At 58.8% G+C, this 14,794-nt stretch carries 15 protein-coding genes; 10 read left to right on the forward strand and 5 right to left on the reverse strand.

The features are described 5' to 3' along the window. Positions 1–278: 278 nt before the first annotated feature. Positions 279–1,007: a LuxR C-terminal-related transcriptional regulator gene (locus JTP94_RS32430; protein ID WP_204854457.1), complete on the forward strand. Its 729-nt coding sequence runs from the start codon at positions 279–281 to the stop codon at positions 1,005–1,007. 101 nt (positions 1,008–1,108) lie between these two features. Here the strand turns inward: JTP94_RS32430 and JTP94_RS32435 are convergent, their stop codons facing one another. The 4 genes from JTP94_RS32435 to JTP94_RS32450 form a co-directional block, all read right to left on the reverse strand. After that, complete coding sequence (locus tag JTP94_RS32435; protein ID WP_204854458.1) at positions 1,109–2,248, reverse strand: DUF2333 family protein; 1,140 nt, start codon at positions 2,246–2,248, stop codon at positions 1,109–1,111. 162 nt (positions 2,249–2,410) lie between these two features. Next, positions 2,411–3,427 (reverse strand): hypothetical protein, encoded by a 1,017-nt coding sequence (locus JTP94_RS32440; protein WP_204854459.1) that lies wholly within the window; start codon positions 3,425–3,427, stop codon positions 2,411–2,413. A 70-nt stretch (positions 3,428–3,497) separates the two neighbouring features. Beyond that, positions 3,498–3,884: a cytochrome c family protein gene (locus JTP94_RS32445; RefSeq protein ID WP_204854460.1), complete on the reverse strand. Its 387-nt coding sequence runs from the start codon at positions 3,882–3,884 to the stop codon at positions 3,498–3,500. An 85-nt stretch (positions 3,885–3,969) separates the two neighbouring features. After that, positions 3,970–4,551 carry a thymidine kinase gene (locus JTP94_RS32450; protein ID WP_204854461.1) on the reverse strand — a complete coding sequence of 194 codons (582 nt, stop codon included), beginning with the start codon at positions 4,549–4,551 and terminating at the stop codon, positions 3,970–3,972. 231 nt (positions 4,552–4,782) lie between these two features. Between JTP94_RS32450 and JTP94_RS32455 the strand changes: the two genes are divergently transcribed. The 9 genes from JTP94_RS32455 (at position 4,783) to JTP94_RS32495 (ending at position 13,107) form a co-directional block, all read left to right on the forward strand. Next, on the forward strand, positions 4,783–5,739 hold the full coding sequence (locus JTP94_RS32455) for a choline ABC transporter substrate-binding protein (protein ID WP_204854462.1): 957 nt from the start codon (positions 4,783–4,785) through the stop codon (positions 5,737–5,739). Between the two features lie 180 nt (positions 5,740–5,919). After that, on the forward strand, positions 5,920–6,765 hold the full coding sequence (gene choW, locus JTP94_RS32460; RefSeq protein WP_204854463.1) for a choline ABC transporter permease subunit: 846 nt from the start codon (positions 5,920–5,922) through the stop codon (positions 6,763–6,765). Further along, a complete protein-coding gene (choV, locus tag JTP94_RS32465) occupies positions 6,762–7,811 on the forward strand; it encodes a choline ABC transporter ATP-binding protein (RefSeq protein ID WP_204854464.1) in 1,050 nt (349 codons plus the stop codon). Before choW ends, choV begins: the two co-directional genes overlap by 4 nt. Positions 7,812–7,845: 34 nt before the next feature. Then, on the forward strand, positions 7,846–8,337 hold the full coding sequence (locus JTP94_RS32470) for a HugZ family protein (protein ID WP_204854465.1): 492 nt from the start codon (positions 7,846–7,848) through the stop codon (positions 8,335–8,337). A 367-nt stretch (positions 8,338–8,704) separates the two neighbouring features. Beyond that, positions 8,705–9,022: an ArsR/SmtB family transcription factor gene (locus JTP94_RS32475; protein WP_080760685.1), complete on the forward strand. Its 318-nt coding sequence runs from the start codon at positions 8,705–8,707 to the stop codon at positions 9,020–9,022. A gap of 357 nt (positions 9,023–9,379) precedes the next feature. Then, the gene (locus JTP94_RS32480) at positions 9,380–10,708 is read left to right on the forward strand and encodes an aspartate aminotransferase family protein (RefSeq protein ID WP_204854466.1); all 1,329 of its coding nucleotides are present in this window, start codon (positions 9,380–9,382) and stop codon (positions 10,706–10,708) included. 95 nt (positions 10,709–10,803) lie between these two features. Beyond that, positions 10,804–12,501, forward strand: a complete 1,698-nt coding sequence (gene ade, locus JTP94_RS32485; RefSeq protein ID WP_204854467.1) for an adenine deaminase — start codon at positions 10,804–10,806, stop codon at positions 12,499–12,501. Positions 12,502–12,655: 154 nt separating this feature from the next. After that, complete coding sequence (locus JTP94_RS32490; protein WP_204854468.1) at positions 12,656–12,856, forward strand: hypothetical protein; 201 nt, start codon at positions 12,656–12,658, stop codon at positions 12,854–12,856. Next, entirely contained in the window at positions 12,853–13,107 is a 255-nt protein-coding gene (locus JTP94_RS32495) for a type II toxin-antitoxin system RelE/ParE family toxin (RefSeq protein ID WP_204854469.1), read from the forward strand. The genes JTP94_RS32490 and JTP94_RS32495 overlap by 4 nt, the downstream gene beginning before the upstream one ends. Position 13,108: 1 nt before the next feature. Here JTP94_RS32495 and JTP94_RS32500 read toward each other — a convergent pair whose 3' ends face one another. Beyond that, the gene (locus JTP94_RS32500; protein WP_204854470.1) at positions 13,109–14,755 is read right to left on the reverse strand and encodes an alpha-glucosidase family protein; all 1,647 of its coding nucleotides are present in this window, start codon (positions 14,753–14,755) and stop codon (positions 13,109–13,111) included. Between the last annotated feature and the right edge of the window lie 39 nt (positions 14,756–14,794).

Below are 14,794 nucleotides of genomic sequence, written 5' to 3' on the forward strand. Positions count from 1 at the left end.
CAGACACGGCTTGAGACCGAACGGCGATTCTCATCAAATCCCATCTCAGGCTCATCAATCGACGCTAACTGTATATCCCCGGCGCAATATGGGGTATCGGGGAAGAAATCTTCGCTTCTAGGGCCGACTTTCGCAAAAAGTCATACAAATCCGTAGGTTGGTATATTAAAATATATGAAAATAAAATTATTTCTGGCCCTGTGGTATTTTTGCGTCTAGCATTCACTCATAAATCCAGTATTTGATAACGATAACACGCTGTGGGCTCCTCAACTCATATGTCCTATATCATCACTGCCGAGAGACAACTGTTGCTTTCCGCCGAGTTGGCCACAGCCCGGACGCAGGCGGCTTTTGCGCAGGCATTGGAGCGAACGAGCTCTGCCTTCGGCTTCAGCCATACGGCCTTCATGAATGCTCCGGCTCCCGAAGATTCGATGATGACGCCCCTGCTGATCGAGGGGTCGGTGCCGCTGCAGTTCATGCGTGAATTCGATCGGCAACAGCTGGTGCGACGCTGTCCAATGTTGCGTGTGCGCGATACTGTAATGCCGCGCTCGTGGCACTTGTTGGAAAAAGACAACGAACCGGACATGAGTTTGCCGCGCGAACTCCACGCGCTGCTGATCAGCTACAACTGCCCTATGAGCATTGTAGTCCCCATCAACTCCCCGGATGGGCAGCGTCTTGTCTTCTGGTTCATGGGCAATCGCAACAGCCTGAGCCAGAGTGAGCTCAACGAGCTCACCATGATCATGCTGCAAGCGCTTGATTCCTATAATAATCTGAGGCGCAACGACGGCTCGGTACCGCACATGCTTTCGGCCCGTGAGCTCGAAGTGGTTCGCTGGACTGCCCAGGGCAAGACCTCGGTCGAAATCGGCCAGATCCTTTCCCTCTCCGACCATACGGTCAACGCCTATATGATGAACGCGATCAAGAAGCTTGATTGCGTCAACCGCACGCAGCTCGTTGCGAAAGCCATCCGGCTCAAGCTCATCAGCTAGGCGCTCCAAACATCCGCCGCAACCAGATCCAGCCATCGCCGATCTTCGATCGATGCGGGTCATCTATCCGTTACAAGCCCAGCGAAGGGCCGATGCCGCGCTTAACGGCCGCCCAAAACCGTGCGGATTTCAACCAGGCTCGAACGCACGCGCAGAATATGGAAGCCCATCGTCGCCAGATGGCTCGGCATGAACGAGCTGTCCTCAGGTCCGTTGGAGATGATGGCAGGCTGGATACGCAACGCTGCTTGCAACTGCGTTATGGTGCCAGTCCAAAGCGTACCGACATTGCGCTCGGCTACGACCTGTTGAAAATCTGCGCCGGCCGCGCTCAGAATGCCGTAAGTGGCGTAAAGCTGGCCGTAAGCGAACCAGAAGCGATCGTCCGCGCGCGTGTCTAACCAGCCGTAGCTGTGATCTGCGGCTCGCTTTGCCAATATGTCCGCCGTGCTGCCAAGGTCGTTGGCAATGTGGTCGACAAACTGCAGGAGATTGTCGGCGCGTCCGTCGAAAAGCGCCTTGCAGGTGCCAAGATCAGTATTGAAGCTGCGCAGGTTGGTGATTGCCGCGCGATAGTAACTCGGCGTCGGTGTTTTCGGCCCGAACGGATGCAGCCCGAAATACCAGCTCGACTCGTCAAATTGCAAGTTGCCGCGCGCCTTCTGCAGATCGCTGTTGATGCCGGAGGTCCCGCGCACGCGGCCGATCGTGTCGACCAGTTCCGCCGAGGTACGGCGAACCACGGAGTTTACGCCCCGCTGGAAGGAGGCCTTGTTGTCCAGAAAAGGCGTATCGTCCCATGACATGCCGAAGAGCCCCAGCTTGTAAAGCACCATCGAGGAGATCCAGGCATTCTGGTTGACGTTGAAATCGCTAAGATCTGCAGCAACATCGACGATTGCCGAGGTTTGACAGATCTTCGGCGCGCCGGCGGCGGCCTGCTGTCCGCTTGGTGCTGGAAGCTCCTGTCCGGCAGAGAGCTTGCGGTCTGAAAACTTGTAGACGTCGGGATAAGCGGGATTGAAACCTGTCCAGATTTGCGTCTGCCAGATGAAATAGATGTAAAGGAGTGCCAGCAGCGTCACGAAAGCGACGACCGGCAGCTTGATCAGCCAGTTGCGCTGCCGATACCAGCCATGTGCCGCGAGAAACGGCCAGGTGATCCAGACGAAGACCAGTCCCAGCCACCGCGCAATGGCGCCAACCATTCGCCTGAAAAGTGCTGTGATCGAGTCAAGCATGGACACGCCTCCTAAACCGCACCGCGCACCGGCTTTCCCGAAAATCCTTTTCGATTTCCGCACCGTAAGGCCTTATCGCCATTCGCGTTCCAGCAGATATGTGTTCTTAGGGAAAACAACAACCGTCTGCACCGATTTTTCGAGTCCGGATAGCAATCAATCCTATGGTTGCGTTTCATCCGGAACTTCGGTCACCTCTGCCGGCGCAGGCAGAAGATGAGGCTCCAAGCGCCTGGTGAAGACGCTGTCCGCACGAGCCTTGCGCGCCGCCAGATCATGTCCCGCCAGCAGGTTCATCTCGAAGGCCTCTATCAGCTGCGCAACCGGCGCCGAGCGCGCAACTGCGGGCAATGGAGAATCGATCTCCGATGCCAGCGCCTTCAACAGGGCGATGCGCTGTTCGATATCGACCGAGAGCTTGCCCGCCATGGCGTTCACGGCAGCGATTTCGGCATTCAGAACGCCCGCCAGCCCCTCATAAACGTCGATGAGGCGCTGGTGCGCTGTTCGACCCGACTGCAGGACCCTCTCTTTCTCCCGAAGGCTATCCTGCTCGACGAGCAATTCACGGTAGGCCGCTTCCGGCTCGGATTGCAGATCGCGAACACGCGCCGCAGAAAGATTGCGGCGGTGATCGTTGGTCTTCACCGCCACGGCATCGGCCTGACGCTGTACTTCCTCGATGTCGAAATCAAGCCTCTGCCGCCGCTCGATCACGCCCTCCAGATGCATCTCGCAATCGTGGAAGGATTGCGATAGAGCGGGACGAGCCTGCTTGAATAAAAGATCAAGCGTGGCCGAGGCATCCAAGGCCGCGTCGAGATCGATGATGATGGTCTCCGGCTTGACGTGACCCTGCCCCAACCTTCTGCTCAGCAAGCCGGCCCTTTCGAGACCGGCATTCTCGTCGTACAGCCGTCGATGCTGCAGATCTGCTTGCGCCGTTGTGAGATCCAGCTCCTTCACCAGCGACAGGCCAAGGACTTTCCAGCGGTCCAGCAACTCGACGGTCTCGCGCACCAACGCTTCTTCTACGGGGAAATTGACGGCTTCGGCGCGCCCCTCGCCTTTCGAATGGCCGGCCAGCAGGGTCACGGCGGCGTTCACGCCATTGATGGCATCGTCTAGCGTGGCGCGTAGCTTGTCGATTGCGCCCTCGAAGGAATGAGGCCTGACCATGAAAGCGTCTCTCAATTGCCTTTAAGGCGAGACTAGCCGCTTCCGTCGGCAAAGAAAATGCCGAACAAACCTATTGGGCCGCAGCCGGATTCTTCAGATAGGCGATCAGATTGTCGAGATCCCTATCGTTCTTCAGGCCGGGAAACGTCATCCTGGTGCCTTTGACCAGGAACTGCGGGGCCGGCAGGTATTTCCGCAGCAAAGCTTCGTCCCAGACCTTGCCGCCGGCTCCGAACGCCGTCATCGCGGGCGAGTATTTATAGTCCGGCACGCTGGCGACCGGACGGCCGACGATGCCCATCAGCGATGGTCCGACACGGTTCTCGTGCGCAGTCGCCGTGTGGCAAGCACCACATTTCCTGAAAACGACGGCACCGGCAACCGCATCGCCATCCGCGAGGGCCGCGGAAGCTGAGGCGAATGCAGCGAATGCCAATGTCAGACAGAACAGTTTCATCCTTCCTCCCGATCGATCATTACCGTTTGCCGCGCGATGGAGAGCTTTAGGACCGCCTACCAGATGATGGAATGGCATGATCACATCACTCGCCCGATATCGCCTCTTCCCAATGGCGGCGGCATAGCGAGACATATTTGTCGCTGCCGCCGATCTCGATCTGCGCGCCTTCGCGCGCCACCTCTCCAGCCGAATCCAGGCGCACGACCATCGTCGCCTTGCGCCCGCAATGACAAATCGTCCGTACTTCACGCAACTCGTCAGCGATGGTCAGCAACTCCTGCGAACCTGGAAACAATCTCCCGTGAAAATCCGAGCGCAACCCGTAGGCCATAACAGGCAGACCAAGACGATCGACAATATGGGCAAGCTGCCATACTTGATCGCGCGAGAGGAATTGCGCCTCATCAAGGAAGACACAAGCCAACGGCTCGTCGGCATGCATTCCTTCGACCAATGCATAGAGATCGTCAGTAGCCTCGAACGGTATGGCGTCCATCGTCAAGCCAATGCGGGACGCTATCTTGCCGCGGCCCGCGCGATCATCCAGCGCTGCGATGAAGGCTGCCGTGCGCATGCCGCGTTCCTGATAATTATAAGCGGCCTGCAGCAGCATGGTCGATTTACCGGCATTCATCGTCGAATAATGAAAATAGAGCTTGGCCATGACGTTCTCCTTGATCGCTTCATGAAAGCGCTGACGCAAGAAGGAAAGACGCCTTCACCGAAAACCACAGGAATTAGTAGTGACCCCTGGTAAGGCATCGGCCTGCCGATACTGGACGGGAAAAACGCACGCGTCGCAATCAGCCCCTCCAAACCGACGCAAATACACTGTGGTCGCTTGAAAATGTCAGTTATTGGTGATTGCTTGGGAACGTAGACTGGGAGTCACGCAATGATAAAAATGACCTTTACCGCATTTGCCTTCGCTTCAGCTCTCTCGGCACTGACATTCGGCGCTTCAGCCGTCTCCGCCGCCGAGCCGGCAAGCTGTAGCACCGTACATTTCGCCGACGTTGGCTGGACTGATATCACCTCCACCACGGCAACCGCCTCCATACTTCTGAAGGCGCTCGGCTACGACACTGACGTCAAGGTGCTGGCCGTGCCGGTGACCTACCAATCGCTTAAAAACAAGGATATCGACGTCTTCCTCGGCAACTGGATGCCCTCCATGGCCGAAAACATTAAGCCGTTCGCCGCGGACAAATCGGTCGAAACCGTCGGCGCCAACCTGGAAGGCGCCAAGTACACGCTGGCGACGAACGAGAAGGGTGCCGCCCTCGGCATCAAGGACTTCAAGGATATCGCCGCTCACAAGGACGATCTTGACGGCAAGATCTATGGCATCGAGCCGGGCAATGACGGCAACCGTCTGATCATCGACATGGTCGACAAGAACACCTTCGGCCTCAAGGGCTTCGAGGTGGTCGAATCCTCCGAGCAGGGCATGCTCGCCCAGGTCTCCCGCGCCGATAAGGAAGGCAAGCCGATCATCTTCCTCGGCTGGGCCCCGCACCCGATGAACAGCAATTATAAGATGACCTATCTCTCCGGCGGCGATGACGTCTTCGGACCGAACTATGGCGGCGCGACGGTTTATACCAACGTCCGTGCCGGCTATCTGCAGGAATGCCCGAACGTCGGCGCCTTCGTCAAGAATCTCGTCTTCTCGCTGCCGATGGAAAACGAAATCATGGGCAAGATCCTGAACGACGGCAAGGATCCGGAAGTGGCAGCGACCGAATGGCTGAAGGCCAATCCGGCAGCCGTCACTCCGTGGCTCGCCGGCGTCACCACCAAGGACGGCGGTGACGGGCTTGCAGCAGTCAAGGCCAAGTTCGGCCTGTAACATCGGGGGATAAGGGGCGGCTCAACCGCCCCTTTCTCTTCCATGAACGGACTGCTTCCCTCCTATTGCGCCGCGCATCGGGCAACGCCCCATGTGGCGCCATAGGCCGTTATTCTCCGGCGGCCCTATCCGGAACGACCCAAGACGTCCGGATTCGCCGCCCCAATAGTGGGCAAACACGTGAACTGGTTAACCGATTTTCGCCTCCCCATCGGTCCATGGGCCAAAGCCGCCGTCGATTGGCTGACGACCAATTTCACATGGTTCTTCGACGGCCTTTCCTTCGTCGTTGCGCATGGGATCAACGCGCTGCTGTTCCTTTTACAGGCGCCACATCCGCTGATCGTCGTCGTCGTTTTCGCCGCTATCGCCTACTGGATGCGCCGGAGCGTTGCAGTCACCGCCCTCACCTTCATCGGACTGCTCATCACCATCAACCAGGGTTACTGGAAAGAGACGACGGAAACGCTTGCGCTGGTTCTGGCTTCCACTTTCGCCTGTATGCTCGTCGGCGTCCCCCTCGGCATCGCAGCCGCGCGACGTCCTTGGCTCTATGCCATCATGCGGCCGATCCTCGACCTGATGCAGACCATCCCGACCTTCGTCTATCTGGTACCGGCGATGATCCTGCTCGGCCTCGGCATGGTGCCCGGCCTGGTCGCAACCGTGGTCTTCGCCATCCCCGCCTCGATCCGCATGACACGCCTCGGCATCATTTCAACGCCGCCCTCTCTCGTAGAGGCCGCCGAAGCCTTCGGTGCGACGCCGCAGCAGGTGCTCCGCAAGATCGAGCTGCCTTTCGCCGCACCGCAGATTATGGCCGGCCTGACGCAGACCATCATGCTATCGCTCTCGATGGTCTCCATCGCGGCTCTCGTCGGCGCCCCCGGCCTCGGCGTGCCGGTTCTGCGCGCGCTGAACAGCGTCAACGTCGGCAAGAGCTTCGATTCCGGAGCCTGCATCGTCATCCTGGCGATCATTCTCGACCGCATGTTCCGTGCCCCCGGCGAAGGAGATCGCTCATGACCGTCGCTGTCGGATTTAACAATGTCAGCATCATCTTCGGCGACCGTCCGGACACGGCGCTGAAACTCGCCGACGAAGGCAAGTCGCGCGATGAGATCGGCAAGGCGACGGGCATGGTGCTCGGCGTCGCCAACGCCACGCTCGAGATCGAGGAGGGCGAAATCCTCGTGCTCATGGGCCTCTCAGGCTCGGGAAAGTCGACGCTGCTGCGCGCCGTCAACGGCCTGGCGCCAGTCGTGCGTGGCGATGTCATGGTCAACTCGAAGAGCGGCCCCGTCAACCCCTATTCCTGCAGCCCCAAGGCGCTGCGCGACCTGCGCATGCACACCGTCTCCATGGTGTTCCAGCAGTTCGCCCTGTTGCCGTGGCGCACGGTGGCCGACAATGTCGGCTTCGGCCTCGAGCTTGCCCGCGTGCCGGAAGCGGAACGCAAGACGCGCGTCGATGAACAGCTTCAGCTCGTCAATCTCACGCAATGGGCAAACCGCAAGGTCAACGAACTCTCGGGCGGCATGCAGCAGCGCGTCGGCCTTGCCCGAGCCTTCGCCACGGGCGCGCCGATCCTGCTCATGGACGAGCCGTTCTCGGCGCTCGACCCGCTGATCCGCACCCGCCTGCAGGACGAGCTCCTGGAATTCCAGCGCCGCCTGAAGCGCACGATCCTCTTCGTCAGCCACGATCTGGACGAGGCGTTTCGCATCGGCAACCGCATCGCCATCATGGAGAGCGGGCACATAATCCAGTGCGGAACACCGCAGGAAATCGTCAAGAATCCGGCCGATCAGTATGTTGCGGACTTCGTGCAGCACATGAACCCGATCAGCATGCTGACGGCGCAGGACGTCATGCAACGGGGCATCGCGCACTCTGCCGCCGGCGGCTCCGTTACAGCGACGGCGAACGCCACCACGCCGCTTGTCGATATCCTCGACGCGCTGACGCGCCAACCGGGCAATATCGGCGTTGTTGACAATGGCACGATTATCGGAACGATCTCGGCGCAAGACGTCGTGGCCGGCCTCACCAGCCACCGGCGAAAGGAGTAGTCGTTCGCGACTGCTCCAATTCACGGGGCAGACAATGAACGACAAGCCATCGGTCATCAGGGAAACGGACGAGGATGCGCGCAATCAGGCGCGCGTCCTCATGAACACGGCTGCCCATGCGGCGCTGGCCGTCATCGATCCGGAAACAGGCTTTCCCTCGGTCAGCCGCGTTCTGATCGCCAATGATGCCGATGGCGTGCCGGTCATCCTCGTTTCGGGTCTTGCGGCACATACCAGGGCGCTATTGAAAGATGTGCGTGCATCGGCTCTCTTCGGCGAGCCCGGCAAAGGCGATCCTCTTGCCCATCCTCGCCTCACCGTGCGATGCAGCGCTGAGCGCGTCGATCGTCAAAGCGGCGCGCATGACCGCATTCGCACGCGCTTTCTCGCGCGTCATCCGAAATCGAAGCTCTACATCGACTTCCCGGATTTCTGCTTTTTTCGCCTCATTCCACTCGACGCCAGCCTGAACGGCGGCTTTGGAAAGGCCTACATTCTCTCCGCCGAGGACCTTGTGATTCTTTAAGCCGAAAACAAATTGCCGATCCAGTAAGAGCATACAATAGTGCGAGAATTAGTAGCCTGACACCCTGACGTAGCAGAGACCGTTACTGGTAGGTTGCAAAGAAATTCTCACGAAAATTGGCATATTTATGGCCTAGAATTGTCAAGAATCGACCTATTTTGGGGTAATTGACGCCTCAGGCAGGGAATTCACAACCCACTTGCCATGTTGTTGCCCTCATACATACATATCTAAAATAGCATACTCGATACCTTAAATTTAGGTATATACAATCTTCGGCCCATATTGGTATTGTTAGATATCGGGTTGGACCGGTTTAGAAATAGCACAATTTCTGATGTACGCTCCACATTAGGAAGTTCAAAACATGAAGACAAGAAATTTGGCCGAACACTCTAATGTTGCGGCAGCGTTATTATCAGCAATGGCGAACCCAAAGCGCCTTTTGATCCTTTGCAGTCTTGTTAAGGGCGAAGTTCCTGTTGGCGTTTTGGCCACTCAGGTCGGACTGAGCCAATCTGCACTTTCCCAGCACCTTTCGAAGCTGCGTGCTCAGAAGCTGGTGAAAACGCGTCGTGATGCTCAAACCATTTATTACTCCAGTACATCGGAATCGGTCATTCGAGTTCTTGAAACGCTGGAAGACATTTATTGTGAACCTGAAAAAAGTAGATCGGCTGCTTAGGAGTTGTAACTAGCTCCAAGTCTGTTGACGAACGATCCATGGGGGCGATGCTTTCGAACCTTGAAGATCGACTTGCTTTCATCACGACATGTTTAACTTTTTCAGCCGGCAAATCTTTGGATTTGCCGGCTTTTTCGTGTGTGGGGTCGGGCATTATTCATTCGGCGGGCGGGCCGCCCAGCGTAATCCGCTCGACCAACGGACGTGGTCCTTGCATGCCGTCACTCTCCCCTTTTCCAACGCTATCACTACCTTGACGCCAAGAGGCCGACTGATAATTTGACCAACCAGTAAACATAAGACGCGGCGTAACGCCGTAATCGGGAAATGGCCCCCGAATGGCCGTTGGAGAACAGCATGTCGGACCGTTTGAATGCCACCCCTAACGATTTGCGCGCCTTCTGGATGCCGTTTACGGCCAATCGTCAATTCAAGAAGGAACCACGCCTCTTCGTCAGCGCCAAGGACATGTACTACACCACCCACGACGGTCGGCAGGTACTGGATGGAACCGCGGGGCTATGGTGCGTCAATGCCGGGCATTGCCGGCCAAAGATCACCGAAGCCATTAGCCAGCAGGCCGGCGAGCTCGATTATGCCCCCGCCTTCCAGCTCGGCCACCCCAAGGCATTCGAATTGGCCAACCGGCTGGTGGATATCGCCCCCGAAGGCATGGACCATGTCCTCTATACCAACTCCGGTTCGGAATCGGTCGAGACGGCCTTGAAAATCGCGCTCGCCTATCACCGCGTGAAGGGCAACGGTTCGCGCTTCCGTCTCATCGGCCGTGAGCGCGGCTATCACGGCGTCAATTTCGGCGGCATCTCCGTCGGCGGCATCGTCACCAACCGCAAGATGTTCGGCACGCTTCTGACCGGCGTCGATCACATGCCGCATACTCATGTTCCCGGCAAGAATGCCTTCACGCGCGGCGAGCCCGAGCATGGCGGCGATATCGCCAGCGAGCTGGAACGCATCGTTACGCTGCACGACGCCTCCACCATCGCGGCCGTCATCGTCGAGCCGGTTGCCGGCTCCACCGGCGTGCTGATTCCACCGAAGGGCTACCTGCAGAAGCTTCGCGAAATCTGCACCAAGCACGGCATCCTGCTGATCTTCGACGAAGTCATCACCGGCTTCGGCCGCCTCGGCACTCCCTTTGCCGCCCAATATTACGATGTGAAGCCGGATATCATCACCACGGCCAAGGGCCTGACCAACGGCGTCATCCCGATGGGTGCTGTTTTCGTCACCTCGGAGATCCATGACGCTTTCATGCAGGGACCCGAGCACATGATCGAGTTCTTCCACGGCTACACCTATTCGGGCAACCCGATCGCATCGGCCGCCGCGCTCGCCACGCTCGACACCTACAAGGAAGAAGGCCTGCTGACGCGCGCAGCCGAGCTCTCCGACTACTGGGCCGACGCACTGCATTCGCTGAAGGACTGCCCGAACGTCATCGACATCCGCAACACCGGCCTGATCGGCGCCATCGAGCTCGACCCGATCGCCGGCGAGCCCACCAAGCGCGCCTTCACAGCCTTCCTCAAGGCCTATGAAAAGGGCCTGCTGATCCGCACCACCGGCGACATCATCGCGCTCTCGCCGCCGCTGATCATCGAAAAGCATCACATTGACGAGCTGTTCGGCAAGCTTCGCGAGATCTTGCAGAATAATATCTAAGTCATAGGCTCGAAAACATCAGCGCCCCTCACACCTCCTTTTTGCACAAGCAGAACGGTCGGGTATGAGGGGCGATCCATATGCGAGGAATGAAGATGACCACCAAACTCGAACGCTATATCGACCAGGGCGTAGGCCGAGAGCCGGCGGATATCGTGCTGAAGGGCGGGCGGTTCTTCGATCTGGTGACGGGAGAGCTTGTTGCCTCCGATATCGCCATTTGCGGCGACCGTATCGTCGGCACCTGCGGCGACTATAAAGGCCGCGAGGAGATCGATATTTCCGGCCGCATCGTCGTCCCTGGTTTCATCGATACGCATCTGCATATCGAATCCTCGCTGGTGACGCCGCATGAATTCGACCGCTGCGTCCTGCCCTATGGCGTGACGACAGTCATCTGCGATCCGCATGAAATCGCCAATGTGCTCGGCACCGAGGGCATCCAGTATTTCCTGGACTGCTCGCTTGAAACCATCATGGATATCCGCGTCCAGCTTTCCTCCTGCGTGCCGGCGACGCATCTGGAGACCTCCGGCGCCGATCTGCCGATCGAAAAGCTCCTCCCCTTCCGTGATCATCCAAAGGTCATCGGTCTCGCCGAATTCATGAATTTCCCTGGCGTGGTCCACAAGGATCCCATCTGCATGGCGAAGCTCGAGGCCTTCCAGGGCGGCCATATCGACGGCCATGCGCCATTGCTGCGCGGCAATGATCTCAACGGCTATCTCTCGGCCGGCATCCGTACCGAGCATGAATCGACCACCGCCGAAGAGGCGCTGGAGAAGATCCGCAAGGGCATGCAGGTGCTTGTGCGCGAAGGTTCGGTCTCCAAGGACCTGCACGCGCTGATGCCCATCATCACCGAGCGCCTTTCACCTCATCTCGCGCTCTGCACCGACGATCGCAATCCCCTTGATATCGCCGAGCAAGGCCATCTGGATTATATGATCCGCACCGCCATCGCGCACGGCGTCGAGCCGCTGGCCATCTATCGTGCCGCCTCGATCTCGGCTGCCCGCGCTTTCGGCCTGCGGGACCGCGGACTGGTGGCACCCGGCTGGCGCGCCGATCTCGTCATCATCGACAGCCTGGAGAACTGCAAGGCTGAGACCGTCTTCTCCGCAGGCCGCCGGGTTACGGCAGAGCTCTTCGCCACCCGCAAGCCCATCGCTCCCGTCGGCCTCGACAGCGTCAAGGCCCGCCCGATCAACGCCGCCGATTTCGGTGTGCCGGTCAGCGAGGGTGAAAGCTCCGTCATCGGCGTCACCCCCGGCAAGATCATCACCGAACATCGCCGTTATCGCCTGCCCGCCAAGGGCAACCAGACCGATATCGACCTCGGCAACGATATCATCAAGGTCGCCGTCATCGAGCGCCATGGCAAGAACGGCAATCATGCCAACGGCTTCGTTCAGGGCTTCGGGCTGAAGAGGGGTGCGATCGCCTCCACGGTCGGTCACGACAGCCACAATATCTGCGTCGTCGGCGTCGACGAGGATGACATGGCGCTCGCCGCCAATCGTCTCAGCGATATCAACGGCGGCTTCGTGGTCGTCGAAAACGGCGTCGTCACCGGCGAGATCCCTTTGCCCATCGCCGGCCTCATGAGCCTCGAGCCCTACGAAAGCGTGCGCGATACGCTGCACCACTTGCGGCAGGCAGCCTACGCCCTCGGCGCGACGCTGGAAGAGCCCTTCCTGCAGCTCGCCTTCCTGCCGTTGCCCGTCATCCCGCACCTGAAAATATCGGACAGGGGTCTGGTGGATGTCGATAAGTTCATGCTGATCGGCTGACAGACTTGCCTGGCGCGGTCATCTTCGGAGCATAGCTTGTGTTGCGAAGGCAGCGGCGGCCAAACAATTCGCGCATCGGGGACTTCAATTGACGGAAGCCTGTTGTTATCTTTCTTTCACGACATAAAACCATTTGGTCATGGAAAGAACAATCGTGACAAAGCTTGAGCAGATTGAGAAAAACGTCATCGAGCTGGAGCCGGAAGATTTCAAGGCATTTGCCGAATGGTTCGAAGCATTGCAGGCAACCCGTTGGGACAGGCAGATCGAAGCCGATATAGGCGCTGGCAAACTGGACCGGCTGGCAGACAAAGCCCTGGCTGATTTTCGTGCAGGAAAGACGCGCGCGCTTTGAAACATCACGCCGCGCCGCCGTTTTGGCAGGCTTATGAAAAGCTGCCGAAACATGTGCGAGAGCTCGCCGACCGCAACTTCGAACTTCTGAAATCGAACCCTAAGCATCCCTCGCTTCACTTTAAGCAAGTAGGCCGCTTCTGGTCGGCGCGGGTCGGGATTTCCTGGCGAGCGCTTGCTGTCGCTGACGGCGACGATCTCATCTGGTTCTGGATCGGCTCCCACACCGAATACGACAAGCTCCTGCGCTGAATTATTCCACTTGCCCGCAGAACACATCTTGCGCGGCGAGCGTCACCATCGCTCCCGCGTCGGCTGTTCCGAAACCCGGCATGGCGATGGTTTTTGCCAGCTTGATGCCTTTTGGCAGAGCAACCTTCACCGGCTTGCGAGACAGATTGAAAACGAAGAATAACGTCTCGCCACCCTTCGAGCGCGTGAAGGCGAGAACATCCTCTTCGGTGTCGAGGAATGTCATATCGCCGTCGCGCAACGCGGCATATTCCCTCCGGAAGGCCAGCGTCTGTTGATAGTGATGCAGCACGGAACCCTCGTCCGCCTCCTGCTTGTCCACGGCAAGGGACGCATGCTGGTAGGGCACCGGCAGCCAGGATTTCTCGGCGGTCGTGAAACCGGCATGGGCACGGCTCGCCTCCCAGGGCATCGGTGTCCGGCATCCGTCACGCCCCTTGAAGGCCGGCCAGAAGCGAATGCCATAGGGATCCCGCAGATCCTCGAAGGCAAGCTCCGCCTCCGGCAGACCCAGCTCCTCGCCCTGATACAGGCAAATCGAGCCGCGCAGCGTCGAGAGCAGCGAAATCGCCAGCTTGGCGACGCGCGGCTGCTCTTCCTCCGTCAGCGCGAAGCGGCTGACATGGCGCTGCACATCGTGATTGGAAAAGGCCCAGCAGACCCAGCCGTCGACGACGTTATCCTGAAAATCGCCGACGCAACGGCGGAAATGCGCCGGGGTAAAATCCGGCCCCAGCAGGTCGAACGTATAGCACATATGCAGCTTGTCGCCGCCGCTGGTATAGGCCGCCACCGTCTGCAGCGAACGGGCACCATCGCCCACTTCGCCGACCGTCGTGCGATCCTCATACTGATCGAGCAGCGCACGGAACCGCTTCAGGAAGCCGATATTCTCCGGTTGGGTCTTGTCATAGAGATGGTTCTGCATGCCGTAGGGATTGCTCTCCGGCGCGTCCAGACCACCTGACGCGACAAGCGCCGGCGGGTTGTCGCGCAGCTCCTTGTCGCAGAAATAGTAATTGACCGTATCCAGGCGGAAGCCGTCGACGCCGCGGTCGAGCCAGAATTTCACGGCTGCCAGCACCGCATCCTGGACTTCGGGATTATGGAAGTTCAGGTCCGGCTGCGAGGTCAGGAAGTTGTGCTGGTAATATTGCCGGCGCACGCCGTCCCATTCCCAGCCCGGCCCGCCGAAGATCGAAAGCCAGTTGTTCGGCGCCGTGCCGTCCGGTTTCGGATCGGCCCACACGTACCAGTCAGCCTTGGGATTGTCGCGGCTTGCCCGGCTCTCCACGAACCAGGGATGCCGATCCGACGTATGCGAGATGACCTGATCGATGATGACCTTGAGCCCCAGCGCATGCGCTGCCGCCATCATCTCGTCGAAATCGTCAAGCGTGCCGAAGATCGGATCGACATCGCAATAGTCGGCGACATCGTAGCCCATATCCGCCATCGGCGAGGTGAAGAACGGCGCCAGCCAGATCGCATCGATCCCGAGTGCGGCAATATGAGGCAGGCGTCGGGTGATCCCCTTGATGTCGCCAAGTCCGTTGGCATCCGTATCCTGAAACGATCGCGGGTAGACCTGATAGATCACCGCGCCGCGCCACCAGTCGGCTCCCGCCGCCTTCTTCGTCGATTTCATCAAACCGCCTCGATATCGCACACGGTTTTTCAGTTTGCA

The sequence above is a fragment of the Martinezella lusitana genome (genome assembly GCF_016901135.1).
Lineage (GTDB): Bacteria > Pseudomonadota > Alphaproteobacteria > Rhizobiales > Rhizobiaceae > Rhizobium > Rhizobium lusitanum_D.

What these genes read in the sequence shown, in the direction of transcription:
- JTP94_RS32430 (WP_204854457.1), top strand. Translation starts at nt 279, where the DNA reads ATGTCCTATATCATCACTGCCGAGAGACAACTGTTGCTTTCCGCCGAG.
- JTP94_RS32435 (WP_204854458.1), bottom strand. Translation starts at nt 2,248, where the DNA reads ATGCTTGACTCGATCACAGCACTTTTCAGGCGAATGGTTGGCGCCATT.
- JTP94_RS32440 (WP_204854459.1), bottom strand. Translation starts at nt 3,427, where the DNA reads ATGGTCAGGCCTCATTCCTTCGAGGGCGCAATCGACAAGCTACGCGCC.
- JTP94_RS32445 (WP_204854460.1), bottom strand. Translation starts at nt 3,884, where the DNA reads ATGAAACTGTTCTGTCTGACATTGGCATTCGCTGCATTCGCCTCAGCT.
- JTP94_RS32450 (WP_204854461.1), bottom strand. Translation starts at nt 4,551, where the DNA reads ATGGCCAAGCTCTATTTTCATTATTCGACGATGAATGCCGGTAAATCG.
- JTP94_RS32455 (WP_204854462.1), top strand. Translation starts at nt 4,783, where the DNA reads ATGATAAAAATGACCTTTACCGCATTTGCCTTCGCTTCAGCTCTCTCG.
- choV (WP_204854464.1), top strand. Translation starts at nt 6,762, where the DNA reads ATGACCGTCGCTGTCGGATTTAACAATGTCAGCATCATCTTCGGCGAC.
- JTP94_RS32470 (WP_204854465.1), top strand. Translation starts at nt 7,846, where the DNA reads ATGAACGACAAGCCATCGGTCATCAGGGAAACGGACGAGGATGCGCGC.
- JTP94_RS32475 (WP_080760685.1), top strand. Translation starts at nt 8,705, where the DNA reads ATGAAGACAAGAAATTTGGCCGAACACTCTAATGTTGCGGCAGCGTTA.
- JTP94_RS32480 (WP_204854466.1), top strand. Translation starts at nt 9,380, where the DNA reads ATGTCGGACCGTTTGAATGCCACCCCTAACGATTTGCGCGCCTTCTGG.
- ade (WP_204854467.1), top strand. Translation starts at nt 10,804, where the DNA reads ATGACCACCAAACTCGAACGCTATATCGACCAGGGCGTAGGCCGAGAG.
- JTP94_RS32500 (WP_204854470.1), bottom strand. Translation starts at nt 14,755, where the DNA reads ATGAAATCGACGAAGAAGGCGGCGGGAGCCGACTGGTGGCGCGGCGCG.